General features: G+C 75.9%; 23 protein-coding genes. 17 read left to right on the top strand and 6 right to left on the bottom strand.

Annotation, left to right across the window (positions count from 1 at the left end; translation table 11 throughout):
• The first annotated feature begins 46 nt into the window (after nt 1-46).
• From ACQPXG_RS23885 to ACQPXG_RS23865, 5 genes are all read left to right on the top strand, one after another.
• Nucleotides 47-1342 (top strand): glycosyltransferase, encoded by a 1296-nt coding sequence (locus ACQPXG_RS23885; RefSeq protein WP_433461333.1) that lies wholly within the window; start codon nt 47-49, stop codon nt 1340-1342.
• The gene (locus tag ACQPXG_RS23880; RefSeq protein WP_433461332.1) at nt 1339-3495 is read left to right on the top strand and encodes a glycosyltransferase family 39 protein; all 2157 of its coding nucleotides are present in this window, start codon (nt 1339-1341) and stop codon (nt 3493-3495) included. Before ACQPXG_RS23885 ends, ACQPXG_RS23880 begins: the two co-directional genes overlap by 4 nt.
• A gap of 18 nt (nt 3496-3513) precedes the next feature.
• A complete protein-coding gene (locus tag ACQPXG_RS23875; protein WP_433461331.1) occupies nt 3514-5586 on the top strand; it encodes an ArnT family glycosyltransferase in 2073 nt (690 codons plus the stop codon).
• A 75-nt stretch (nt 5587-5661) separates the two neighbouring features.
• Nucleotides 5662-5961: a 4a-hydroxytetrahydrobiopterin dehydratase gene (locus ACQPXG_RS23870; protein ID WP_433461330.1), complete on the top strand. Its 300-nt coding sequence runs from the start codon at nt 5662-5664 to the stop codon at nt 5959-5961.
• A 7-nt stretch (nt 5962-5968) separates the two neighbouring features.
• Nucleotides 5969-6451, top strand: a complete 483-nt coding sequence (locus ACQPXG_RS23865) for a TIGR00725 family protein (protein ID WP_433461329.1) — start codon at nt 5969-5971, stop codon at nt 6449-6451.
• Nucleotides 6452-6464: 13 nt separating this feature from the next.
• Here ACQPXG_RS23865 and ACQPXG_RS23860 read toward each other — a convergent pair whose 3' ends face one another.
• The 3 genes from ACQPXG_RS23860 to ACQPXG_RS23850 form a co-directional block, all read right to left on the bottom strand.
• Nucleotides 6465-7256 (bottom strand): SDR family NAD(P)-dependent oxidoreductase, encoded by a 792-nt coding sequence (locus ACQPXG_RS23860; RefSeq protein ID WP_433461328.1) that lies wholly within the window; start codon nt 7254-7256, stop codon nt 6465-6467.
• Nucleotides 7257-7267: 11 nt separating this feature from the next.
• Nucleotides 7268-8197, bottom strand: coding sequence for a hypothetical protein (locus ACQPXG_RS23855; RefSeq protein ID WP_433461327.1), 930 nt, complete (start codon nt 8195-8197; stop codon nt 7268-7270).
• 87 nt (nt 8198-8284) lie between these two features.
• On the bottom strand, nt 8285-8809 hold the full coding sequence (locus ACQPXG_RS23850) for a pyridoxamine 5'-phosphate oxidase family protein (protein WP_433461326.1): 525 nt from the start codon (nt 8807-8809) through the stop codon (nt 8285-8287).
• Between the two features lie 99 nt (nt 8810-8908).
• Between ACQPXG_RS23850 and ACQPXG_RS23845 the strand changes: the two genes are divergently transcribed.
• Nucleotides 8909-9379: a PPOX class F420-dependent oxidoreductase gene (locus tag ACQPXG_RS23845; protein WP_433461325.1), complete on the top strand. Its 471-nt coding sequence runs from the start codon at nt 8909-8911 to the stop codon at nt 9377-9379.
• Between the two features lie 11 nt (nt 9380-9390).
• Here the strand turns inward: ACQPXG_RS23845 and ACQPXG_RS23840 are convergent, their stop codons facing one another.
• On the bottom strand, nt 9391-11700 hold the full coding sequence (locus ACQPXG_RS23840; protein ID WP_433461324.1) for an ATP-binding cassette domain-containing protein: 2310 nt from the start codon (nt 11698-11700) through the stop codon (nt 9391-9393).
• Nucleotides 11701-11762: 62 nt separating this feature from the next.
• Between ACQPXG_RS23840 and ACQPXG_RS23835 the strand changes: the two genes are divergently transcribed.
• The 3 genes from ACQPXG_RS23835 (at nt 11763) to ACQPXG_RS23825 (ending at nt 13567) form a co-directional block, all read left to right on the top strand.
• Nucleotides 11763-12731: a helix-turn-helix transcriptional regulator gene (locus ACQPXG_RS23835; protein WP_433461323.1), complete on the top strand. Its 969-nt coding sequence runs from the start codon at nt 11763-11765 to the stop codon at nt 12729-12731.
• A gap of 70 nt (nt 12732-12801) precedes the next feature.
• Nucleotides 12802-13137, top strand: a complete 336-nt coding sequence (locus tag ACQPXG_RS23830) for a hypothetical protein (protein ID WP_433461322.1) — start codon at nt 12802-12804, stop codon at nt 13135-13137.
• 58 nt (nt 13138-13195) lie between these two features.
• Entirely contained in the window at nt 13196-13567 is a 372-nt protein-coding gene (locus tag ACQPXG_RS23825; protein WP_433461321.1) for a VOC family protein, read from the top strand.
• 16 nt (nt 13568-13583) lie between these two features.
• On the opposite strand, the gene ACQPXG_RS23820 is transcribed toward ACQPXG_RS23825, so the two are convergent.
• Nucleotides 13584-14945 carry a cytochrome P450 gene (locus ACQPXG_RS23820; RefSeq protein ID WP_433461320.1) on the bottom strand — a complete coding sequence of 454 codons (1362 nt, stop codon included), beginning with the start codon at nt 14943-14945 and terminating at the stop codon, nt 13584-13586.
• Nucleotides 14946-14977: 32 nt separating this feature from the next.
• On the bottom strand, nt 14978-15862 hold the full coding sequence (locus ACQPXG_RS23815; protein ID WP_433461319.1) for a LysR family transcriptional regulator: 885 nt from the start codon (nt 15860-15862) through the stop codon (nt 14978-14980).
• A gap of 84 nt (nt 15863-15946) precedes the next feature.
• On the opposite strand from ACQPXG_RS23815, the gene ACQPXG_RS23810 reads away from it, so the two are divergent.
• The 8 genes from ACQPXG_RS23810 (at nt 15947) to ACQPXG_RS23775 (ending at nt 23072) form a co-directional block, all read left to right on the top strand.
• The gene (locus ACQPXG_RS23810) at nt 15947-17029 is read left to right on the top strand and encodes an aminotransferase class V-fold PLP-dependent enzyme (RefSeq protein ID WP_433461318.1); all 1083 of its coding nucleotides are present in this window, start codon (nt 15947-15949) and stop codon (nt 17027-17029) included.
• Nucleotides 17030-17112: 83 nt separating this feature from the next.
• Nucleotides 17113-18138 carry an NAD-dependent epimerase/dehydratase family protein gene (locus tag ACQPXG_RS23805; RefSeq protein ID WP_433461317.1) on the top strand — a complete coding sequence of 342 codons (1026 nt, stop codon included), beginning with the start codon at nt 17113-17115 and terminating at the stop codon, nt 18136-18138.
• A 37-nt stretch (nt 18139-18175) separates the two neighbouring features.
• Nucleotides 18176-18844 (top strand): glycosyltransferase family 2 protein, encoded by a 669-nt coding sequence (locus ACQPXG_RS23800; RefSeq protein WP_433461316.1) that lies wholly within the window; start codon nt 18176-18178, stop codon nt 18842-18844.
• Nucleotides 18841-19491 carry a TIGR04282 family arsenosugar biosynthesis glycosyltransferase gene (locus ACQPXG_RS23795; protein ID WP_433461315.1) on the top strand — a complete coding sequence of 217 codons (651 nt, stop codon included), beginning with the start codon at nt 18841-18843 and terminating at the stop codon, nt 19489-19491. Before ACQPXG_RS23800 ends, ACQPXG_RS23795 begins: the two co-directional genes overlap by 4 nt.
• Nucleotides 19488-20105, top strand: coding sequence for a class I SAM-dependent methyltransferase (locus ACQPXG_RS23790; RefSeq protein ID WP_433461314.1), 618 nt, complete (start codon nt 19488-19490; stop codon nt 20103-20105). Before ACQPXG_RS23795 ends, ACQPXG_RS23790 begins: the two co-directional genes overlap by 4 nt.
• Complete coding sequence (locus tag ACQPXG_RS23785) at nt 20081-21241, top strand: molybdopterin-dependent oxidoreductase (protein WP_433461313.1); 1161 nt, start codon at nt 20081-20083, stop codon at nt 21239-21241. Before ACQPXG_RS23790 ends, ACQPXG_RS23785 begins: the two co-directional genes overlap by 25 nt.
• On the top strand, nt 21238-21705 hold the full coding sequence (locus tag ACQPXG_RS23780) for a hypothetical protein (RefSeq protein ID WP_433461312.1): 468 nt from the start codon (nt 21238-21240) through the stop codon (nt 21703-21705). Before ACQPXG_RS23785 ends, ACQPXG_RS23780 begins: the two co-directional genes overlap by 4 nt.
• Nucleotides 21702-23072, top strand: a complete 1371-nt coding sequence (locus ACQPXG_RS23775) for a hypothetical protein (protein ID WP_433461311.1) — start codon at nt 21702-21704, stop codon at nt 23070-23072. Before ACQPXG_RS23780 ends, ACQPXG_RS23775 begins: the two co-directional genes overlap by 4 nt.

Raw genomic sequence — 23072 nt, 5'->3', positions numbered from 1 at the left:
TGGACGGCTCACGGCCTTCCCACACCCGCCCCCGAACCTCGGTCTCATGAGTCACCTTGTCACCGAACGGGGCACGCCCGCCGCGCCGCCCCCGCCCTCGCACGACCACGGGGGGCGGGGCAGGCTCGTCGAGGTGGTCGTCCCCGTGTACAACGAGGAACGCGTCCTGGCGGCGAGCGTGGAACGCCTGCACGCCTACCTCGCCGGCACCTTCCCCTACCCGTTCCGCATCACCGTCGCCGACAACGCCAGCACCGACACCACCTGGCGGATCGCCCAGGACCTGGCGGCGCGGCACCCGCGCGTCCACGCCGTGCGGCTGGAGGCCAAGGGCCGGGGCCGCGCCCTGCGGCACGTGTGGGGCACCAGCGACGCCGACGTCGTCGCCTACATGGACGTCGACCTGTCCACCGACCTGGACGCGTTCCTGCCGCTGGTCGCGCCGCTCATCTCCGGGCACAGCGACCTGGCCATCGGCTCCCGCCTCACCCGCGGCTCCGCCGTGGTCCGCGGCCCCCGCCGCGAGGTCATCTCCCGCTGCTACAACCTGCTCCTGCGCACGGCCCTCGCCGCCCGGTTCACCGACGCCCAGTGCGGCTTCAAGGCCGCCCGCACCGAGATCGTGCAGGCGCTGCTGCCGTCCGTCGAGGACGAGGAGTGGTTCTTCGACACCGAGCTGCTGCTGCTCGCCGAACGCAACGGGCTGCGCATCCACGAGGTCCCCGTCGACTGGGTCGACGACCCCGACAGCCGCGTCGACGTCCTGCGCACAGCCCGCGACGACCTGCGCGGCATGGCCCGCGTCGCCCGCCGCATGCTCACCGGCGCGTTCCGCGCCCCCGTCGGCGGACGCCCCCGCCTCGACCAGGCCGCGCTCCCCGCCGGAATGGCCCGCCAGCTCCCCGCCTTCGCCGTCATCGGCGTCATCAGCACCCTCGCCCAGCTCGTCCTGTTCGTCCTGCTGCGCCTGATCATGGGGCCGCTGTGGGCGAACGCGGTCTCCCTGGTCATCACCACGATCGGGAACACCGCCGCCAACCGCCGCTTCACCTTCGGCGTCACCGGCCCCCGCCGCGCGTTCCGGCAGCAGCTCGAAGGCGGCCTGACGTTCCTGCTCGGCCTCGCCCTCAGCAGCGGCGGCCTGGCGCTCCTGCACGCCGCCGCGCCCGGCGCGTCCCGGGCCGTCGAGGTCGCCGCGCTCGTCACCGCCAACGCCGCCGCCACCCTGGTGCGGTTCCTGCTGATGCGCGCCTGGATCTTCCACCCGCGCCGCCTCGGCGGCCGCCCCGCCGCCGGGGACCGCCTCCCCGCGGCCGAGGAGACCGGAGGAACCCAGTCATGACCTCGACCATCACACCGCCCGCCGCCGCCGAACCCGCCTCCCCGGCGGGACGTGCCCGCAGGCTGCTCCTCGGACCGGACGGCGACCCCCGCTGGGCCCGGCCCGCGCTGTGGGCCATCCTGATCGCGGCGTGCGTCCTGTACGCGTGGGGACTGTCGAAGGCCGGATACGCCAACTCCTACTACTCCGCCGCCGTCAAGAGCGGCACCCAGAGCTGGAAGGCGTTCTTCTTCGGCTCCCTGGACGCCGGCTCCTACATCACCGTCGACAAGCCGCCCATGGCCCTGTGGGCCATGGAGCTGTCCGCGCGCGTCTTCGGGTTCTCCACCTGGAGCCTGCTGCTCCCGCAGGTCGCCGAAGGCGTCGCCGCCGTCGCCGTGCTGTACGCCACGGTGCGGCGCGCGTTCGGGCCCGCCGCCGCGGTCACCGCCGCCGCCGTGCTCGCCCTCACCCCGATCACCGTCGCCATCAACCGCGACAACAACCCCGACACGCTGCTGGTCCTGCTGCTGGTCGCCGCCGCCTGGGCCTGCCAGCGCGCCATCGACACCGGGCGGCTGAGGCCCCTGCTGCTCGCGGCGTTCCTCGTCGGCTGCGGCTTCAACACCAAGATGCTGCAGGCGCTCCTCGTCGTCCCGGCGCTCGGCCTGGCCTACCTCGTCGCCGCCCGGCCCGGGCCGCTGCGCCGCGCCGGGCACCTGCTCGCCGCCGGCGCCGTCCTCGCCGCGTCCTCGTTCTGGTGGGTGCTGACCGTGGACGCCGTCCCCGCCGGCTCCCGCCCCTACATCGGCGGCAGCACCGACGGCACCGCCTGGGACCTGGTCATCGGCTACAACGGCCTCGGCCGCATCTTCGGCGAGAACGGCGGACGCGGCGGCCCCGGGGGCGGCGGCCCGGGCGGCGGTGGCGGCTTCGGCGGCCAGTCCGGCGCCGGGCGCCTGTTCAACGACATCCTCGGCGGGCAGATCTCCTGGCTCATCCCGTTCGCCGTCCTCGCCCTCGCCGCCGGGCTGATCCTGCTGCGGCGCAGGCCCCGCACCGACACCGCCCGCGCCGCGCTGCTGCTGTGGGGCGGCTGGCTCGCCGTCCACTACGTCATCTTCAGCTTCGCCAAAGGCACCTTCCACCCCTACTACTCCACCGCCATGGCGCCCGCGGTCGCCGCGCTCACCGGCGCCGGCGCCGTCCTGCTGACCGGCGCCTACCGGCGGTCGGCCAGGTGGGCGTGGGTGCCGCCGGCCGGTGTCGCCGCCACCGGCGCGTGGGCGTTCGCGCTGCTGGACCGCACACCGTCCTGGCACCCGTGGCTGCGGTGGGCCGTCGCCGCCGCCACCGTCCTGGCCGTGCTCGCCCTCCTCGGCGGACGGTTCGTCCCCCGCGCCGGGACGCGCGCCGCCATCGCCGGCCTGGTGCTCGCCGTGATCGCGGGTCTCGCCGGGCCCGCCGCGTACGCCGTGTCGGCCGCGTCCACCACCTCCAACGGCTCCAACCCGCTGGCCGGGCCGTCCTCCGGGAACGGGTTCGGCGGACCCGGCGGCTTCCCCGGAGGCCGCGGCATTGCCGGACGCGGCGCACCCCCCGGGATGCCGGGCGGTGCGGGCCTGCCGGGTGGTGCGGGCCCGCCCGGCGGATCGGCACAGGACGGGCAGCGGCCTGCTGGGCGGGCACCGGGCGGGGCCCAGGCCGGGCAGGCACCGGACGGGCGCGGGCAGCGCCCCGGAGGGGGCGGCTTCGGCGGCTTCGGCGGGGGGCCAGGCGGGCGGGTCGACTCGCAGATGATCGCCTACCTGGAGAAGAACCAAGGCGGCGCCACCTGGCTCGTCGCGGTCTCCAGCGCCCAGGAGGCGTCCTCGATCATCCTGCAGACCGGGCGTCCCGTCATCGCCATGGGCGGCTTCACCGGAAGCGACCCCGCCATGACCGTCGCCAAGCTCCAGCAGTACGTCAAGGACGGCAAGCTGCGCTACATCCTGCTCGGCGGCCGCATGGGCCCCGGAGGCGGCGGCGACTCCGGCGTCACCGCATGGGTCCAGAAGAACGGGACCCTCGTCGACGCCGGCGAATACGGCGGCACGTCCACCGGCACGTCCACCGGCTCGCCGGACGCCTCGTCCGGCGGCTCCACCGGCACCCAGCTGTACAAGCTCGGCTGAACCCGCAGGGAAGACGACATGACCTCCACGATCCAGGCCGCCCCGCCCGCGCCCCGCACCCCGCACGGGTGGGGCGGCCTCCCGCGAAAACTGCTGCGCGGCCCCGCCGCCGACCCCGCCTGGGCCCGCCCCGCGCTGCTGGCACTGCTGGCCGCGACCGGCCTGCTGTACATCTGGGGGCTCGGCGCGTCCGGATGGGCCAACGCGTTCTACTCCGCCGCCGTCCAGGCCGGCGCCACCAGCTGGAAGGCGTTCTTCTTCGGCTCCTCCGACGCCGCCAACGCCATCACCGTCGACAAGACGCCCGCCGCGCTGTGGCCGATGGCGCTCACCGCCCGCGTGTTCGGCGTCAACACCTGGAGCATCCTCGTCCCGCAGGCGCTGATGGGCGTCGCGACCGTCGGCGTCCTGCACGCGGCCGTCCGGCGCCGGTTCCCGGCCTGGGCGGCGCTGCTCGCCGGCGCCGTGCTCGCGCTGACCCCGGTCGCGGCGCTGATGTTCCGGTTCAACAACCCCGACGCGCTGCTGGTGCTGCTGCTGACGCTCGGCGCCTATGCGACGGTCCGGGCGCAGGAGACCGCGAGCACCCGCTGGCTGCTGCTGGCGGCCGCCTGCGTCGGCACCGGATTCCTGGCCAAGATGCTGCAGGCGTTCCTGGTCGTCCCGGTGTTCGCGCTGGTCTACCTCGTCACCGCCCCCACATCCGTCCGGCGCAGGCTGTGGCAGCTGGCCGCCGCCGCGGGAGCGCTGCTGGTGTCGGCCGGATGGTGGGTCGCGGCGGTCGCGCTGGTGCCCGCCTCGTCCCGCCCCTACATCGGCGGATCGCAGCACAACTCCGTGCTGGAACTGGCGCTCGGCTACAACGGGCTCGGCCGCCTCAACGGCGACGAGACCGGCGGCCTCGGCAACCTCGACCAGGACGCCGGATGGGGCCGCATGTTCGGGACCGTGATCGGCGGCCAGATCTCCTGGCTGCTGCCCGCCGCCCTCATGCTGCTGGCCGCGGGCCTGTGGGCGACCCGCCGCGCGCCCCGCACCGACCCCGCCCGCGCCGCGCTCGCGCTGTGGGGCGGATGGCTGCTGGTCACCGCCGCCGTCTTCAGCTGGATGCAGGGGATCTTCCACGAGTACTACACCGTCGCGCTGGCCCCCGCGATCGCCGCGCTCACCGGCATGGGCGCCGCGCTGCTGTGGGAACGGCGCCGCACCCCCGAGGCCGCCGCGATCCTGTCGGCGGCCGTCGCGGTCACGGCCGTGTGGGCGTACGTGCTGCTCGGGCGGTCCCCGGACTGGCAGCCCTGGCTCGCTCCGGTGATCGTCGCCGCCGGCCTCATCGCCGCCGCGGGCCTGGCCGCCGTGCGGGTGCTGCGCGGGCGCGTCCTCGGCGGCGTCGTCGTCCTGGCGGTGCTGGCGTCCCTCGCCGGGCCCGCCGCCTACGCGGCCGAGACCGCCGCGACCCCGCACACCGGCGCCATCGTCACCGCGGGCCCGGCGACGTCCGGCGGGTTCGGCCCCGGGCGCGGCGGCCCGGGCGGACGTCCCGGGCGCGGCGGGCCCGGCGGATGGAACCGGGGCCAGGCCGGTGCGCCGCCCCAGGGTGCCGGGCAGGGCGCCGGGCAGGGGTTCGGGCCGGGGGCGGGCATGTTCGGCGGCCCCAGCGGCGGACGACCAGGCGGCGGCCGGACCGGTGGCGGGCCCGGGGGCGGCGGGCCCGGCGGGATCCTGGGCGCCACCACCCCGAGCGCGGCGGTGACGGCCGCGCTCAAGGCCCGCGCCTCCTCCTACAACTGGGTCGCCGCGGCCGTCGGATCCAACACCGCCGCCGGCTACCAGCTCGCCACCGGCGAGCCGGTGATGGCCGTCGGCGGGTTCAACGGCACCGACCCCGCGCCCACCCTCGCCGGGTTCCAGAGCCTCGTCCGGCAGGGGAAGATCCACTACTTCGTCGGGGGAGGGGGCGGCGGCATGTCCATGCGCGCCGGCAGCGGCAGCGACGCCGCCCAGAAGATCAGCGCATGGGTCGCCGCGAACTACACCGCCACCACCGTCGGCGGCACCGTCCTGTACGACCTGACCTCCGCCGCCGGGTGACCGCCGCCTGAGTGGAAGGGGGGCCGGAGTGGGAAGGAGGAAGGGCATCAGCGCCGACGAACAGGAAGTGACCCGATGCCCGACACGCTCGACGACACCGCCGTCGCCGGCCGCCTGCGCGACCTGCCCGCCTGGAGCCGGGACGGGAACCAGATCCGCCGGCGGGTGAAGGCGCCCTCGTTCCCGGCCGGGATCGACGTGGTCACCGACGTCGCCCGCGCCGCCGAGGACGCCGATCACCATCCCGACATCGACATCCGCTGGCGCACCCTGACGTTCGCGCTGTCCACCCACAGCGCGGGCGGGCTCACCGCCAAGGACTTCGACCTCGCCGCGACGATCGACCGGATCGCGGCCCGGCACGGCGCGGAGTAGCCCGGTCATGGCGCTCCAGGTGGCGGTGTGCGGGCCGGGCGAGTGCACCGAGGCCGAATGGGACCACGCCTACGAGACCGGCCGGCTCCTCGCCGGGCACGGCGCCGTGGTCGTCTGCGGCGGGCACGGCGGCGTGATGGCCGCCGCGGCGGCCGGTGCCCGCACCGGCGGCGGCGTCGTGGTCGGCGTGCTGCCCGCCGCCGACCGCGCCGCCGCCGGCCCGGACCTGACCGTCGCCGTCCCCACCGGCCTCGGCCAGGCCCGCAACAACGTCATCGTCAACGCCGCCGACGCCGTCATCGCCGTCGGCGGATCCTGGGGGACGCTGTCGGAGATCGCCCTGGCCATGCGTGCGGGACGGGTCCCGGTCGTCCAGCTCGGCGGATGGCGCGTCCACGACAAGCACGGCCGGCCCGTCGGGGGCATCGTGCACGCCGCCGACCCGGCCGCCGCCGTCCAGGCCACCGGCCTGTTCGACCGGACCGGCTGACCGCGGGGGCGGGCTAGTGGGCGGAGAAACCGCCGTCCACGAAGATCGACTGGCCGGTGACGTAGGCCGCCGACGGCGACGCCAGGAACACCGCCGCGCCCGCGAAGTCCTCCGCCACGCCGTTGCGGCCGGAAAGGGTCCGCTCGGCGAGCGCCTTCACCTTCACCGGGTCCGACGACAGGTGGGCGTTGAGCGGCGTCATCACGAACCCCGGCACCAGGGTGTTGGCGGTGACGCCGCGGCCCGACCACGCCTCGGCCTGCGACCGGGCCAGCGCGGCCAGGCCCGCCTTGGACACCCCGTAGGCGCCGCTGGCCAGCGACGCCCGGAACGCCTGCTGCGAGGTGATGTGGATCATCCGGCCGAACCCGCGCCCGGCCATCCCCGGGCCGAACCGCTGCCCGAGCAGGAACGGCGCGTCCAGGTTCACCGCCATCGTGGTGTCCCACACCTCGGCGCCGAGACCGTCCATCGGCGGGCGCAGGTTGACCGCCGCCGCGTTGACCAGGATGTCCGGCTCGCCGAACGCCGCCGCCGCCTCGTCGGCCGCCTTGGCGACCACGTCCCGCGACCCGAGGTCGGCGCTGACGGACGCGGCCCGGCCGCCGTGCCCCTCCAGGTCCCGGACCGTCGCGGCCAGCTCCGCCTCCCGCCGCGCCACGACGACCACGGACGCGCCGGCGCGGGCGAGCGCCTCGGCGATCGCCCGGCCGATCCCCGAGCTGCCGCCCGTCACCACCGCGACCCTGCCCTCCAGGGAGAACAGCTCGGACAGGTACGAGTGGGGAGACGGCCGGTCGCTCATGATCAGAAAGTCTACGCAGCTCCCGGGCGATCCGGCCCATCGCCCGGCGCGGGCTCGGCCCCCGGCCGACCGGCCAGGACCCGCCCGCGCCGCCCGGACGGTTCGCCGCCTCCCTGATCGCGATCCTCCCCGGCTCCGCCGGCCCGGTCCTGCGCGGCCGGCCGCCCGTCGCCGCCGCCAGTGCCGCCGTCATCGTCGCCCTCACCTGCGCCGGACCGGTCGCCCCGCCGGGAGGCCGACCGCTTGCGCCGCTCGACCTCCTTGACCGCGACGCCGATCGCGATCACGATCGGGACCGCGAACTTCGCCGCCGCCAGGAGCGCGCGCACCCACGGCGGCACCGAGAAGTCCGGCAGGTCGGGCCAGGGCACGTCCGGCCAGGGGATGTCCGGCCACGGGATCGACGGCGGGTCGATGTCGGGGAGCCGCACCTCCGGCCACGGACCCCGGTCCAGCAGCACCTTCACCAGCGCGCCCAGCCCCAGCAGCGGGAACAGCACCTGCCCGGTCGCCACCGCCACATGCCGGGACGCGTACAGCGCCGAATGCGCCCGCGCGAACGCCTCCCGCCGCGCGGCGCGCGTCCCCTCCGGCGGCTCGAACGCGACCGGCTCGAACCCGGCGCGCTCACTCTCGGGCTCACCGTCGGGCTCGTCGTCGCGCTCTTCGTCCTTGGCGGGCTTGGGCGGGCGCAGCTCGCACCGTGCGGCCTGCCCGTCGGCCAGCCCCCGGAGGTCGAACCCGACCACCACGCTCAGTTCCCCGTAGGGGAGCGTGACCTTCGGGAAGTCCTTGCCCTCCTCCACGCGGTGACCGTCCACGTACAGGCGCGCGATGTGGTCCCAGCCGGCACGTTCGGTCTCGACCTCCAGCCGGCGGCCGTCGTGGACGAGCGTCCAGCGGCCCGCGGGCGCGCCGCTCAGTGAGATTCCCCCTGCCATGCCGCCAGTCTCGCCGGGCGGCACGGCCGCACCAACGCCCGATGGGCCACGGGCCCATAGACCAAAGTCGACACCCGCGCCCGACCCTCAGCGCGCGAAACTCCACCGCATCGCGCCATACGGCTCGACCGTGCCCACCACGAACACCGTGTGGAAGGTGATGCGGTAGAGGTGCCAGGGCGGCGGGCCCGCGCTCTGCGCGCTGTAGGGGGCGGTGAACGCGTCGCCGTCCACCTGCGCCGGCCAGCCTCCCTCCCGGTACCCGGCCGCGACCGGCTCCAGGACGCCCGGGTCGGTGACGCGCTCGGCCTCACCCTCCAGCACCACGTCCCCGACCGCCGTCCGGACCGAGATCGTGCACGCCGGATTCGCCGCCAGGTTCCGGGACTTGCGCGTGCCGGGCCCGCTGACGACGTACACGTCGCCCTCGTACCACGACGCGCCGACACCGGCCGAGTGCGGGCGGCCGTCCGGCCGGACCGTGCCGAGGTACACCGGCGTCTCGGCCTTCGGGAACGCCGCCGTCAGCGCGTCCCGGACGGTGTCCCAGGCCAGCTCGCCGCCTCCGTAGATGTCGAGGTTGCGGGCCTTGACGGGGTCGCGGTCGCTCATCGTCGTCCTCCTCGGTGAATCGTTGGTGAATCCGTTGTGATGGGTAGACGGCGCGGCGCACCCGAACTCATCGGTGCCCGGTTCCCTAAGGTGGCGTGCATGGCTCCTTCGATCGCCACCGCGAACCGCGTCGACCTTCCCGAACTGCTCGAGTTCCTGCGCCCCCGGCACCATGCGGTGCTGTCCACCGTCCGCGCCGACGGGCGGCCCCAGATGTCGCCGGTCACCTGCGGCGTCGACGACGGAGGCCGCCTCGTGATCTCCACATACCCCGAGCGGGCCAAGACCGGCAACGCCCGCCGCGACGCCCGCGTGTCGGTGTGCGTGCTGTCCGACGAGTTCAACGGCCCCTACGTCCAGGTCGACGGGACGGCCGAGGTCATCGACATGCCCGAGGCCGCCGACGCGCTCGTCGACTACTACCGCTGCATCGCCGGGGAGCACCCCGACTGGGACGAGTACCGGGAGGCGATGCGCCGCCAGGGCAAGTCCCTGATCCGCGTCACCATCGACCGGTGGGGGCCGATCGCCACCGGCGGGTTCCCCGCCCGCCTCGTCCCCGACAACTAGGCCTCCGGCGACTAGGCCGCGCGGTCCAGGTCACGGCGCAGGAACCCGGCCGTGCAGGTGGACGCGTCCAGCAGCGCGGCCGGGGTCCCGGCGAACACGATCTCGCCGCCGTGCCGGCCGCCGCCGGGGCCGACGTCGATCACCCAGTCCGCGTGCTTGACCACGTGCAGGTCGTGCTCGACGACGACGACGGTGTTGCCGGTGTCGACCAGCCGGTCCAGCAGGGTGAGGAGCGCGCCCACGTCGCAGGGGTGCAGGCCCGTCGTCGGCTCGTCCAGCACGTAGACCGAGCCGGTGCGGTGCAGCCGGGTCGCCAGCTTCAGGCGCTGCCGCTCGCCGCCCGACAGCGAGCCGAGCGGGCGCCCGAGCGTCAGGTAGCCGAGCCCCGCCTCGTTCAGGGCGCGCAGCCGGACGGCGATCGCACGCTCGGCCGGGCCGGTGGCGCGTTCGTCCGGGCCGGTGAAGAAGGCCAGGGCCTCCTCGGCGGTCATCGCCAGCAGGTCCACGACCGTCCGGCCCCGCAGGGTGTGCGTCAGCGCCTCGGGGCGGTACCGGCCGCCGCCGCACGCCTCGCACGTGGTCGTGACCGGGTCCATGAACGCCAGGTCGGTGACGATGACGCCGTTGCCGTCGCACTGCGGGCACGCGCCCGCGGAGTTGTGGCTGAACAGGGCGGCGTCGGCGCCGGTGGCCCGCGCGAGCAGGCGGCGCAGCGGGTCCATGATGCCGGTGAACGTGGCTGGGCTCGACCGGCGGGACGCCGCGATCGCCGACTGGTCCACCACGACCGTGCCGGGATGCCGGGCGGCGAACTCCTCCACGACCAGGGTGCTCTTGCCCGACCCCGCGACGCCGGTGACCGCCGTCAGCACGCCGGCGGGGAACCGCGCCGTCACGTCCTTCAGGTTGTTGGCGCGGGCGCCGGTGACCGTCAGCCACCCCAAGGGCTCGCGGAACCCGGCCTTGACCGGCACGGCCCGGCGCAGCGCGCGGCCGGTGGGGGTGGCGGCGTCGCGCAGCCGCGCGGTCGTCCCGGTGAACACCACGCGGCCGCCGTGCACGCCCGCTCCCGGCCCCATGTCGATCACGTGGTCGGCGGCGGCGATCACCGCGGGGTCGTGCTCGACCACCAGCACGGTGTTGCCCTTGTCGCGCAGCCGGAGCAGCAGCGCGTTGAGGCGGTCGACGTCGCGGGGGTGCATGCCGGCGCTGGGCTCGTCGAAGATGTAGGTCATCCCGGTCAGGGCGGACCCCAGGTGCCGGACGACCTTGAGCCGCTGCGCCTCCCCGCCCGACAGCGTGCGGGTCTCGCGGTCCAGGGTGAGGTAGGCCAGGCCGATGTCCTCCAGCCGCCGCAGCCGGGTGACCGCCGCGTCCGCGACCTCGGCGGCGTCCGGGCCGGGGCACGCGGCGGCCAGCTCGCCGAGCGTGGCGATCAGGTCGCCGATCTCCATCCGGGACAGGTCGGCGATGCCGTGCCCGCCGACGCGCGACGCCAGCGCCGCCGGGTTGAGGCGGGCGCCCCCGCAGGCGGGGCAGGTGTCCTCGCGGGTGACGCGGCGGGCCGCGTCCCGCACCTTCGGCGGCAGCGAGCCGATGTCGCGCCGGATGTAGAGGCGGTGGAACCGTTCCAGCACGCCCTCGTAGGCGTTGTGGCCCATCGACCCGGTGCGGTTGCGGCGCGGCACCCGGAAGCCCTTCCCGTGCAGGAACAGGTCCCATTCCTCGGGGGTGAAGTCGCGCAGCGGCTTGTCCGGGTCGAACAGGCCGGACTCGGCGTACAACTGCCACACGAACGTCCCGACGCCGAACGGCGGGAAGTCGACCGCGCCCTCGTTCAGCGACCGCCCGGTGTCCAGGAACCGGTCCAGGTCGACGCCGGCGACGCGGCCGAGGCCGGCGCACTCGGGGCACATGCCGCGCGGGTCGTTGAAGGAGTAGGTGAACGCCAAGCCTGCGCTGGGCGTCCCGTGCCGGGAGAACAGCACGCGCAGGACCGGGGAGATGTCGGTGACGGTGCCGACGGTGGAGCGCGCGTTCCCGCCGATCGGCCGCTGGTCGACCACGACGGCCGTGGTCAGGCGGTCGATGGCGTCGGCGTCCGGCCGTTCCCGCTTGGGCATCCGGTCGCGGGCGAACCAGCCGAGCGTCTCGTTCAGCTGCCGCTGCGCCTCGGCCGCGATCGTGCCGAACACGATCGACGACTTGCCCGACCCCGACACGCCGGTGAACACGACGAGCCGGTTCTTCGGGACGCGCAGTGAGACGTCCTTGAGGTTGTTGTGCCTGGCCCCGGCGATGACGATGTGGTCGGTGTTCATGGCCGCCACGCTAAGACGCAATGCGGTCAGGATCCGGCCTCCTTCGCGCGGATACTGGGGTCATGTCGTCGGAACGTCTGCTGCGGCTGCTGTCCCTACTGCAGGGCCGCCGCGAATGGAGCGGCCCGGAGCTGTGCGAGCGCCTCGGTGTCAGCCCCCGCACGGTCCGCCGCGACGTCGAGCGGCTGCGCGGCCTCGGCTACCCCGTGCACGCCACGCTCGGCGCGGCGGGCGGCTACGGGCTGGAGGCGGGCGCCGCGATGCCGCCGCTGCTGCTGGACGACGAGGAGGCCGTCGCGATCGCCGTCGGGCTGCGCGCCGCGACCGGGGGAGCGGTCGAGGGCATCGGGGAGGCGTCCGTCCGGGCGCTGGCCAAGCTCGAACAGGTCCTGCCCGCCCGGCTGCGGCGCCGCGTGACCGCCGTCCACGCCGCCACGACGCCGCTGACGGGGCCGCCCGCCGGGCCGGCCGTCGACCCCGAGACCCTGACCGTGCTGGCCGCCGCGTGCCGCGACCACGAGCGCGTCCGCTTCGCCTACCGGGACGCCGGCGACGGGGAGACCCGCCGCGTGGCCGAGCCGCACGGGCTGGTGTCGGCCGGGCGCCGCTGGTACCTGGTCGCGTTCGACATCGGCCGCGGGGACTGGCGGACGTTCCGCGTCGACCGGCTGTCCGGCCCGCGCCCGACCGGAGCCCGGTTCACGCCCCGCGAGCCGCCCGCCGCCGACGCCGCCGCGTTCGTCACCCGCTCGCTGGCTCGGCGGCGCCCGCTGCGGCGGGCGGTGCTGCTCGTGCACGCGTCCGCGGAGGAGCTGGCCGACCGGTTCCGGGTGACCGGCGCCGAGGTCGAACCCGTCGACGACCGCTCCTGCGTCCTGCGCACCGCCCCCGACTCCCTGGAATGGACGGCGCTGCGCATCGCCTACCTCGACATCGGGTTCGAGGTCCGCGAGCCGCCCGAGCTCCGCGAGCGCCTGGCCGCGATGGCGGCCCGCCTGTCACAGGCCGCGGAACCCGGCCCCTCGCGCTAGGACTCCCCGGGGTCCAGCGCCGCGGCAGCGCGGTGGATCTTGGTCAGGGCGCTCATCAGGTACTCGCGCTGTGTCCGTCCTGACCGAGGACGGACACGAGGGGCGGACCTACGCGCTCACCGGCGGCGAGCTGTTCACCCTCGCCGAGCAGGTCAAGATCATCGCCGCGGCGGCCGGGCGGGACATCGAGGTCCGGGAGGCCGCGACGCCCGAGGAGGCCGTCCGGGCGCGGTTCCCCGGCGGCGCCCCCCGCGAGTTCGCCGACGCCATCGTCGAGTGGTACGCCCTCATGCGCGCCGACACCGCGGGCGTCCGCACCGGCACCGTCGAACGGCTGCTCCGGCGCCCGCCCCGCACCTTCGCCGCCTGGTGCGAACGCAACGCCGAACTGTTCGCCCGTACCTGACAGAAGGTGTCAGGTACGGCTGGAAGCATGGAGGCGTACCGACCGAAGGAGCACATACATGTCCGGTTTCGCGGAGTTCATCGCCGTCAACATCGACTGCCCGGAGCCGCCGGCCCTCGCGGCGTTCTACGCGGCGGTGACCGGCGCAGAGGTCACCTACGACACCCCCGAGGCCGCCGCGGTGAAACTGCCGAACGGCCTGGACGTCTACTTCCAGGGCGTCTCCGGGCACCGGCCGCCGACGTGGCCCGAGGGGGAGCGGCCCCAGCAGTTCCACCTGGACTTCTACGTCGACGACCTCGACAAGGCCGAGGAGACCGTGATCGGCCTCGGCGGCGCGAGGCCGCAGTTCCAGCCCGGCGGGGACCGCTGGCGCGTCCTCACCGACCCGGCCGGGCACCCGTTCTGCGTGTGCCTGCGCCAGAGCTGAGAACCGGAGGGCGGGTCTACAGGACCCGGACGGGCAGGCCGCCGCGCGGGCGCATCGCGGTCACGCTCGTCGGGGTGGCGGCGGTGGACTCCAGGCGCAGCCGGGTGCGGCGCAGCAGGCACGCCAGCATCGTCTTGATCTCCACCGTCGCCAGCGTCGAGCCGATGCACCGGTGCGGGCCGCCGCCGAACGGCAGGAACGTCGCCGGCGTGGTGGGACGGTGCAGGTCCGAGGACGGGTCCCACCGGTCCGGGCGGAACCGTCCCGCCAGCGGCCACACCTCCGGCATCCGGTGGGTGACGAACGGCGAGTAGAACACCATCGCGCCCGCCGGGATCCGGTGCCCGGCGTACTCGATGTCCTCGACGGGGACGCGGGCGCTGAGCACGGCGGGCGGGAACAGCCGCAGCGTCTCGTTCACGACGCCGTCCAGGAAGGTCAGCGCGGGAAGGTCGGCGGCCTGCACGGGCCGGTCGCCGACCACCTCGGCGACCTCGCGCCGCGCCCGCGCCTCGGCGTCCGGATGCGCCAGCAGCGCGTACAACGCCCACGCCATCGCCGCGCTGGTGGTGTCGTATCCGGCGGAGATGAGGCTGATCACCTGGTCCTGCAGCTCCTGGCGGGTCAGGCCCGTCCCGTCCTCGTCGCGGGCCGCCAGCAGCATGCCGAGCACGTCGTCGTGCTCGCCGCCCTCGGCCAGCCGGCGGTCGATCTCCTCGTCCACCCGCCGGGCGACCAGCGCGCGGGACGCGGCGACCCGCCGCATGTACGGGTTGGGGACCGACCGCAGCATCATCTGCAGCACGAAGTTCTGGTCGATCGCGGCGAGCGCGACCTGCAGCCGCCGCCCGATCACCTCGCTGTCGGCGGCGAGCCGGTCGCCGAACAGCACCTCGACCGTGCTGCGGCGGATCACCGCCCGCAGCTCGGCGTAGGCGTCCAGCGTCCGGCCGGGCCGCCACGACTCCAGGGCCGCGTCGGTGTTGGCCGCCATCCGCGCCACATACCCGCCGACCCGGCGGTGATGGAACGCCGGCTGGACCAGCCGCCGTCTCCTGCGGTGGGCGCCGCCGTCGCTGACGATCAGCGCGGTCTCCCCGTTCACCGGCACCAGCAGGTCGAACGCCTCCCGCCAGCGGAACAGCCCCGAGTTGGCGAACACGAACGCGTTGGCGTCCGGGCCGAACAGGTGCACGAACGGCCTGCGGCGCGTCCCGACGACCGCGACCGGGCCCGCCTCGGCGTACAGGCGCAGCAGGCTCGCGCACGGGTTCATCGCGAACCCGATCCCGTGCCGGGCCGTCAGCGACGGCGACGGCCCCCGCTCCCTGCGGACACTGTGCGGACCGGTCGCGCGTACGGGGGTTTCGGGTGCCACGCGCCCACTATCGCACGCCCGCTGGGACGGGCCTATGAGATGGCGGCGAGCTCGTCCAGCAGTGCCGCCACCGCGGGCGGGCGCGGTCCCGCCGCGACGACCGCGCTGATGCGGCGGCCGCCGACGTCCGGCACCCCGGGCGCCGCGACGCCCGGCTCGGTGTGCAGGTCGAGCGCCAGCCCCGGCAGCGTCGTGACGGCCAGGCCCCGCGCGACCAGCCGCTGGATCGCGACGTGGTCCTCGGTGGCGAACGCGATGTCGGGGACGAAACCCGCCTTCCCGCACGCCCACCGCAGATGGTCGCGGCATCGCGCGCAGCCCGACGCCCACGTCTCACCGGCCAGGTCCGCCAGCCGCGGCCGCTTCGCCGACGCGACCGGGTGCGCCGCGGGGACCAGCAGCCGCAGCGGGTCGTCGCGCAGCACGACCTCGCGGAACCGGGCGTCGGTCTCCGGCGGCATGGACACGTGCCGGAACACCACCGCGATGTCGGTCTCCCCGGCCCGCAGCAGCGCCAGCGCCTCGGGCGGCTCGGCGTCCACCAGCGTGACCGACACCCCGGGCGCGCGGGCGCGCAGCCGGGTCAGCGCGTCGGGCAGCAGGGCGCCCGCCGCCGTCGGGAACGCCGCGACTCTGACCCGCCCCGCGCGCAGCCCGGCGATCGCGGCGATCTGCTCCTGCGCGTCGTCCAGGCGGGCCAGGACGTCCTCGACGTGCTCGACCAGGATCCGGCCCGCCTCGGTCAGCCGGACGCCGCGGCCGTGCCGGACCACCAGCGGGGTGCCGGCCTCGGCCTCCAGCCGCGCGATGTGATGGGACACCGCCGGCTGGGTGTAGGCGAGGGACTTGGCGGCGGCGGTCATCGAGCCGAGCCTGGCCACCTCGCGCAGGATCCGGCCCCGGTGCAGGTCCAGCATCCCCGCAAGGTATCAACCATGCTGATGGGTGCCCAAGAAAACCGTACTTTGTGCTATGGCAGGCGAGTGGCCGACCATCGGTGCATGAGCCTTTCCATCCAGGAGGCGCAGCGCCAGTTCAGTGCCGGCGTCGCCTTCCTCAACACCGCCACCTACGGGCTGCCGCCGCGCGCCGCGCACGAGACGATGCTGGCGGCCGAGCGGGACCGGGCCGCGGGGCTGCTGACGCCCGGCGCGCTGGACGAGGCGGTGACCCGGTGGCGGGAGGCGTTCGCGCGGCTGCTCGGCGTCCCCGCCGGCCGCGTCGCGTGCGGGCCGCAGGTGTCCTACTTCGTCGGGCTGGTCGCGGCGTCGCTGCCCGCCGGCGCCGAGGTCCTGGTCGCCGACGGCGACTTCACCTCGCTGCTGTTCCCGTTCGCGGCCCGGCCGGGCCTTTCCGTCCGGTCGGTCCCGCTGGAACGGATCGCCGACGAGGTCCGGCCCGGCACCGACGTGGTCGCGGTGTCGGCGGTCCAGTCCGCCGACGGCCGCATCGCCCCCATGGACGACCTGATCGGCGCCGCCCGCGCGCACGGCGCCCGCATCCTGCTGGACGCCACCCAGGCCGCCGGGTGGCTGCCCCTGCCGGCGGACCGGGTCGACTGGCTGGTCGCCGGCGGCTACAAGTGGCTGCTCGGCCCGCGCGGCACGTGCTTTCTCACCGGCACCCCCGAAGCGCTGGACGCCCTGCCCGCGATCGGCGCCGGATGGTACGCCGGCGCCGACATCTGGGACTCGGTCTACGGGCTGCCGCTGCGCCTGGCCGGCGACGCGCGCCGCCTCGACCTGTCCCCGGCATGGCAGTGCTGGGCCGGGCACGCCCCCGCCCTGGAACTGCTGGAACAGGTCGGGATCCCGGCGATCCACGACCACGACGTCGTGCTGGCGCGCCGGTTCCGCGCCGGGCTCGGCCTGCCGCCGGGCGACTCGGCGATCGTGTCGGTGCCCGTCCCGGACGGCACCGCCGGCCTGCTGCGCCGGGGCGGCGTGATCGCCGCCGTCCGGGCCGGGCGGCTGCGCTGCGCGTTCCACCTCACCACAACCGAGGCCGACGTCGACAAGGCCGCCGGCCTGCTCGCCCCGCTGGTGGCCCCGCCGCCCGACCCGCTGCCCGGCGGGGACGGGTGAAGTTCTTACAAGGTTCGAACAAGGTGCCTTGACGGTGCCTTTCGCGGCGACGGGAAGGCGACCCGCGTCCTACTTTCGTCCGCATGAACGTACTGCTCACCGGGTCGGCCGGATTCATCGGCTCGCACGTCGCCGAGGCCCTCACCGCCGCGGGCCACCGCGTCCGCGGGCTCGACCTGCGCCCGGACGCGCTCGGCGGCCCGCCCGCCGACGTCCGCGACCCCGCCGCCGTCGCGCGCCGCCTGGCCGGCGTCGACGCCGTCTGCCACCAGGCCGCCAAGGTCGGCCTCGGCGTCGACGTGTCCGACCTGCCCGGCTACACCTCCGTCAACGTGCAGGGCACCGCCGTGCTGCTGGCCGAGATGGCCCGCGCCGGCGTCGGCGTCCTGGTGCTGGCGTCCTCGATGGTGGTGTACGGGGAGGGCGCCTACACCTGCGAGACCCACGGTGCGGTCCGCCCTCGGCCCCGCCCCGAGGACGAGCTGCGCGCGGGACGGTTCGAGCCCGCCTGCCCTGCCTGCGGACGGCCGCTGGCACCCGGCGCCGTCGGCGAGGAGACCCCGCCCGGCCCCCGCAACGTCTACGCCGACACCAAGCTCGCCCAGGAGCACCTGGCCGCCTCGTGGGCGCGCTCGACCGGCGGGGCCGTCGCGGCGCTGCGGTACCACAACGTCTACGGGCCGCGGATGCCGCGCGACACCCCCTACGCCGGCGTCGCGGCGATCTTCCGGTCCCGGCTGCTGAGCGGCGAGGCGCCGCTGGTGTTCGAGGACGGCGCGCAGCGGCGCGACTTCGTCCACGTCCGCGACGTCGCGCGCGCCAACGTGCTGGCGCTGGAGCGGGTCGCGGCCGGGCCGCCCGAGTCGGGCGGGCTGCGCGCCTACAACATCGCCAGCGGCGAGCCCCGCACCATCGGCGACATGGCCGGCGCGCTCGCCGGGGTGTTCGGCGGCCCGGAGCCGCGGGTGACCGGCGGCTACCGGCTCGGCGACGTCCGCCACATCGTCGCCCGCCCCGACCGCGCCCGCCGCGAGCTGGGCTTCTCCCCCTCGGTGCCGTTCGCCGAGGGCATGGACGAGTTCGCGCGGCGGCCCGTCACCAGTTCGTAAGGGTCGTTCCCCTGTCACGGAAAGTAGCGTCTGAGCTGTGATCGATGTCGTTCTCCCGTGCCTCGACGAGGCCGAGGCACTGCCCTGGGTGCTGACGCGGATGCCCGGCGGCTTCCGGCCGCTGGTGGTCGACAACGCCTCCACCGACGACTCCGCGCGCGTGGCCGCCGAGCACGGCGCCCGCGTCGTCCCGGCGGGCGTCCGCGGCTTCGGCGCCGCCTGCCACGCCGGGATCCTGGCCGCCGAGACCGAGGTGGTGTGCGTCATGGACGCCGACGCCTCCCTCGACCCCGCCGAGCTGCCCCGGCTCGTCGCCGCGCTCGGCGACCTCGGCACCGCCGGGCGGCCCGGGCTGGTGCTCGGGCGGCGGCGGCCGTCCGGGCGGGGCGCGTGGCCGCCGCACGCCCGGCTCGGCAACGCCGTCCTGGCCCGCTCCCTGAACCGGCGCGCCGGCACCCGGCTGCGCGACCTCGGGCCGATGCGCGCCGCCCGCCGCGACGGGCTCCTCGCCCTCGGGATCGCCGACCGCCGGTTCGGCTACCCCCTGGAGATGGTGCTGCGCGCCGCGCACGCCGGGTGGCGCGTCGGGGAGATCGACGTCGCCTACCGCCCCCGCACCGGCACCTCGAAGGTGACCGGGACGCTCACCGGCACCGTCCGCGCCGTCCGCGACATGCGCCGCGTCCTGGCGGAGGTCACGCCATGACCGGCACACCCGCCGCCGACCTGATCGTCATCGCCAAGGAGCCCGTCCCCGGCCGGGTCAAGACCCGGCTGACGCCCGCCTACACCCCCGCCGAGGCCGCCGCGCTCGCCGAGGCGTCGCTGCGCGACACCCTCGCCGCCGTCGCCGCCGCACCGGCCGCGCGCCGGATCCTCGCGCTCGCCGGCACCCCCGGCCCGTGGCTGCCAGACGGGTTCACCGTCATCGCCCAGCGCGGCCGCGGCCTGGACGAACGCCTCGCCGCCGCCTTCGACGACGCCTGGCGCGGCCGCCCGCTCGTGCTGATCGGGATGGACACCCCGCAGGTCACACCCGACCTCCTGGGCCGCGCCGGCCGCGAGCTGGCACACCGCGACGCGGTGTTCGGCCCCGCCGCCGACGGCGGGTTCTGGCTGCTCGGCCTGCGCCGCCCCGACGCGCGGCTGCTGCGCGGCGTCCCGATGTCGCGGCCCGGCACCGGGGCGGTCCAGCTCGCGCGGCTGCGCGCCGCCGGGCTGGACGTCGGGCTGCTGCCCGAGCTGACCGACGTCGACACCCCCGCCGACGCCCGCGCCGTCGCCAAGGCCGCCGCGGGCGGCCGGTTCGCCGCCGCCGTGCGCGGCCTCGGAACCCGGACCGTCCCGGCATGATCGGCGCACTGTACGAGGAGGCCCTGCAGGGCGGCGCCGCCGTCGAGATCGAGCACGCCGACGGGCGCCGCCGCCCGCTGCCCGTCCGGGACTGGCTGGCCCTGCGCCCCGGCGACGGCGGGCTGCTGGACCGCTGCGCCGGCCCCACCCTGGACGTCGGCTCCGGGCCCGGCAGACTGACCGTGGCGCTCGCCCGGCGCGGTCTGCCGGTGCTCGGCATCGACGTGGCCCCCTCCGCGGTCGCTCTGACGGTCGCGGCGGGCGGCCCGGCCCTGTGCCGGGACGTGTTCGGCCGCGTGCCCGGCACCGGACGCTGGCGCACCGTCCTGCTCGCCGACGGCAACATCGGCATCGGCGGCGACCCCGCCGCGCTGCTGCGCCGCGTCCTGGCGCTGCCGGCGCCCGCCGGGCGGGTGCTGATGGAGGTCGAGCCGCCCGGCGCCGGGTCGCGGACCGAGCCGCTGCGGCTGCGGTCGGACCGGTCGGTCGGCGAATGGTTCCCCTGGGCGCACGTGTCCGCCGACGCCGTCGCCGGGCTGGCCGCCGAGTGCGCCGCGACCGTCACCGAATTCTGGGAGGAGGCGGACAGATGGTTCGTCGCCCTGCGCTCCTGAGACCCACGCTCCCGAAACCGCCGGCGGTACTGACGACGCTGCCGGGACGGTTCACCAGCCGCCTGCACGACGAGCGGGTCGCGTCCTGGCTCGGCATCGCCCTCGGCGTCAGCATCCTGGTCTCGTTCGGGACCGGCCTGGTCAGCCACTTCATGCAGCAGCCAGCCGGGTGGATGCTGTGGCCGTCGCGTCCGGTGAACCTGTACCGGGTCACCCAGGGCGTGCACGTCATCGGCGGGCTGGCGACGGTGCCGCTGCTGCTGGCCAAGCTGTGGACGGTCTACCCGAAGCTGTGGCAGTGGCCGCCGGTCCGCTCGATCGTCCACGGCGTGGAACGCGCACTGGTGTTCGTCCTGGTCGGCGCGGCGCTGTTCCAGTTCGTCACCGGAGTGCTGAACATCGGCTACTGGTACGCGTTCCGGTTCTACTTCACCACCGCGCACTACTGGACGGCCTACATCCTCTTCGGGGCGCTGCTCATCCACGTGGCCAACGAATGGTCCAAAGCGCGCCGGACCGTGATGACCAGGCCGCAGGACGCGGTGGGGCGCCGCGGCTTCCTGCTCACCGTCGCCGCCGCGAGCGGGGTCGTCGCCCTGACCACGGTGGGGGAGGCGTTCACCCCGCTGGCGCGGCTGGCGGTGCTGGCGCCCCGCCGCCCCGGAGACGGCCCACAGGGCGTCCCGGTCAACAAGTCGGCCGCCGCGACCGGCGTCACCTCCGCCGCCCGCGACCCCGGCTGGCGGCTCACGGTGACCGGCCGCGTCGCGCGGCCGGTCACGCTGTCCCTGGCCGACCTGCGCGCACTGCCGCAGCACACCGCGCGGCTGCCCATCTCCTGCGTGGAGGGCTGGAGCGTGGAGGCGAACTGGCGGGGCGTGCGGCTGCGGGACGTGCTGCGCATGGCCGGCGTCGCCGGCGACGCGCGGGTGCGGGTGGAGTCGCTGGAACCCTACGGGCTCTACCGCACCTCGCGCGTCGACGCCCCGCACTGGCGCGACCCGCTGACGCTGCTGGCGCTCGGCCTGAACGGCGAACCCCTCGACCTGGACCACGGCTACCCCTGCCGCCTGATCGCGCCGAACCGGCCGGGCGTCATGCAGACCAAGTGGGTGCACCGGCTGGTGGTCCTGTGAAGACGCGGATACTCGCCTACCTGGCGGGCCTGGGGTTCATCGCCCTGGGCGTCCGCGGGATCGTCGCGGAGGTGCCCGTCGCGCGGTGGGCCGCCTGGTTCGCGGGCGCGGCGATCCTGCACGACGGCGTCCTGGTCCCGGCGGTCCTGCTCGCGGGGCTGGTCACCGGGCTCGTGCCCGCCGGGAACCGGCGCATCGCGCGGGCCGCGCTCGTCATCGCCGCCTGCGTCACCGCGGTCGCGATCCCGCTCGTGCTCGGCTACGGGCGCCGCGCCGACGAGCCGTCCCGCCTTCCGCTGCCCTACGGCCGCAACCTGGCGATCGTGCTGGCCGTCATCGCCGCCACGGCCGTTTGCGCCGCCGTGGCCCGCGCCGTCATCGTCCGCCGCAGTGTCCGCGACGGTGCCCGGCACGGCGGGGCGACGCGCGCCCCGCGGCCCTCGGAGAAGGAGCGGCGCCGATGACGCTCACCCGGGCGCGCGGGCGCGCGAACGCCCCGGCGCCCCCGAGGCGGCGCGCCTGGCCGGGGTGGGTCGCGGTCGCGGTGTGGGCGGCCGCGATCGCGGCGGCGTTCACGCTGGGCTGGTCCCTGCGGCGCGCCGGCCTGGCGACCGAGGACCCGCTGCCTCCGCTGCACGCGCGGCTGCGGGAGCGGCCGCTGACCTGGCAGCTGCTTCCGGCGGCGGCGTTCGCGGCCCTGGCCGTGGCGGCGCTTCCCGTTCTCGCGGCCCGGCTGCCGTGGCGGTGGCTGCCGCCGGCCGCGTGGGCCGGCGCCGCCGTGTGGACGGTGACGCTGGCGGCCGGCGACGGCTGGCACGCGCTGGCCGCGCCGCTCGACGCGCCGACCGAATACCCGGCGGGCCTGGCGCAGCTGCGCTCCGACCCCCTCGAATGGCTGCGGACGTTCACCGAGCGGCTCGGCGGCTACACCACGCATGTGCGGGGTCATCCGCCGCTGCCGATGCTGCTGCTGTGGGCGCTGGAGAAGGCCGGGCTCGGCGGGACCGGGTGGGCGGCGGCGTTCGTCGTCGCGGCGGGGACGTCGTCGGCTGCCGCGATCGCCGTCACGGTGCGGTGCACGGCGGGGGAGCGGGCCGCGCGGGCCGCGGTGCCGTTCCTGGTGCCGGCTCCGCTGGCGGTGTGGGTCGCGACGTCGATGGACGCGGTGTTCCTGGCCGCGGGCGCGTGGGGGACGGCGCTGCTGGCGGTGGCCGCCCGCCGGGCCGGGGCGGGGGCGCCCGCGGCGGCCGTGGCGGGCGGACTGCTGCTCGGGTGCCTGCCGTATCTGAGCTACGGGCTGCTGCCGCTGTTCGCGGTGCCGCTGGCGGTGCTGCTGCTCGGGCGTCCCCGGGCGCGGGTCCTCGCGGCCGCCTGTGCCGGGCTGGTGGTGGTCCCGGCCGCCTTCACGCTGCTGGGGTTCTGGTGGCCCGACGGCGTCCGCGCCACCCTGGACACCTATCTGATCAGCCGCGGATCGGCGCAGCGCTCCTACCCCTACTTCCTGTTCGCGAACCTGGCCGTGCTGGGGCTGCTGACCGGCCCGGCGGTCGCGCACGCGCTGCCCCGCACGGCGGCGGCGCTGTGGCGGGGCGCCCGGGCGCGGGCGCTCTCGCCCGAGGCGGCCGTGGCGGCGACGGCCGGCGCGGCGCTGCTGGGCGTGCTCGTCCTGGACGTCTCCGGGGTCACCAAGGGCGAGGTCGAGCGGATCTGGCTGCCGTTCGCCGGCTGGATCATGGTCGCCGCCGCGCATCATCGCAGGCCGAGGGCGTGGCTGGCGGCGCAGGCGGCGACCGGGCTGGCCGTCCAGGCGCTCGTGCTGTCCCCCTGGTGA

The sequence above is a fragment of the Spirillospora sp. CA-128828 genome, assembly GCF_050945415.1.
In the GTDB taxonomy this organism is placed as follows: Bacteria; Actinomycetota; Actinomycetes; order Streptosporangiales; family Streptosporangiaceae; genus Spirillospora.
The sequence above is the reverse complement of the archived record's forward strand: the minus strand, read 5'-3'. Positions and strand labels throughout refer to the sequence as shown.

Excerpts from the sequence above, each read along its gene's own strand:
- ACQPXG_RS23795 (WP_433461315.1), top strand. The coding sequence starts at position 18,841 with ATGACCGGCACACCCGCCGCCGACCTGATCGTCATCGCCAAGGAGCCC.
- ACQPXG_RS23775 (WP_433461311.1), top strand. The coding sequence starts at position 21,702 with ATGACGCTCACCCGGGCGCGCGGGCGCGCGAACGCCCCGGCGCCCCCG.
- ACQPXG_RS23875 (WP_433461331.1), top strand. The coding sequence starts at position 3,514 with ATGACCTCCACGATCCAGGCCGCCCCGCCCGCGCCCCGCACCCCGCAC.
- ACQPXG_RS23840 (WP_433461324.1), bottom strand. The coding sequence starts at position 11,700 with ATGAACACCGACCACATCGTCATCGCCGGGGCCAGGCACAACAACCTC.
- ACQPXG_RS23855 (WP_433461327.1), bottom strand. The coding sequence starts at position 8,197 with ATGGCAGGGGGAATCTCACTGAGCGGCGCGCCCGCGGGCCGCTGGACG.
- ACQPXG_RS23860 (WP_433461328.1), bottom strand. The coding sequence starts at position 7,256 with ATGAGCGACCGGCCGTCTCCCCACTCGTACCTGTCCGAGCTGTTCTCC.
- ACQPXG_RS23865 (WP_433461329.1), top strand. The coding sequence starts at position 5,969 with ATGGCGCTCCAGGTGGCGGTGTGCGGGCCGGGCGAGTGCACCGAGGCC.
- ACQPXG_RS23790 (WP_433461314.1), top strand. The coding sequence starts at position 19,488 with ATGATCGGCGCACTGTACGAGGAGGCCCTGCAGGGCGGCGCCGCCGTC.
- ACQPXG_RS23850 (WP_433461326.1), bottom strand. The coding sequence starts at position 8,809 with ATGAGCGACCGCGACCCCGTCAAGGCCCGCAACCTCGACATCTACGGA.
- ACQPXG_RS23885 (WP_433461333.1), top strand. The coding sequence starts at position 47 with ATGAGTCACCTTGTCACCGAACGGGGCACGCCCGCCGCGCCGCCCCCG.
- ACQPXG_RS23835 (WP_433461323.1), top strand. The coding sequence starts at position 11,763 with ATGTCGTCGGAACGTCTGCTGCGGCTGCTGTCCCTACTGCAGGGCCGC.
- ACQPXG_RS23845 (WP_433461325.1), top strand. The coding sequence starts at position 8,909 with ATGGCTCCTTCGATCGCCACCGCGAACCGCGTCGACCTTCCCGAACTG.
- ACQPXG_RS23825 (WP_433461321.1), top strand. The coding sequence starts at position 13,196 with ATGTCCGGTTTCGCGGAGTTCATCGCCGTCAACATCGACTGCCCGGAG.
- ACQPXG_RS23815 (WP_433461319.1), bottom strand. The coding sequence starts at position 15,862 with ATGCTGGACCTGCACCGGGGCCGGATCCTGCGCGAGGTGGCCAGGCTC.
- ACQPXG_RS23880 (WP_433461332.1), top strand. The coding sequence starts at position 1,339 with ATGACCTCGACCATCACACCGCCCGCCGCCGCCGAACCCGCCTCCCCG.
- ACQPXG_RS23785 (WP_433461313.1), top strand. The coding sequence starts at position 20,081 with ATGGTTCGTCGCCCTGCGCTCCTGAGACCCACGCTCCCGAAACCGCCG.
- ACQPXG_RS23805 (WP_433461317.1), top strand. The coding sequence starts at position 17,113 with ATGAACGTACTGCTCACCGGGTCGGCCGGATTCATCGGCTCGCACGTC.
- ACQPXG_RS23810 (WP_433461318.1), top strand. The coding sequence starts at position 15,947 with ATGAGCCTTTCCATCCAGGAGGCGCAGCGCCAGTTCAGTGCCGGCGTC.
- ACQPXG_RS23870 (WP_433461330.1), top strand. The coding sequence starts at position 5,662 with ATGCCCGACACGCTCGACGACACCGCCGTCGCCGGCCGCCTGCGCGAC.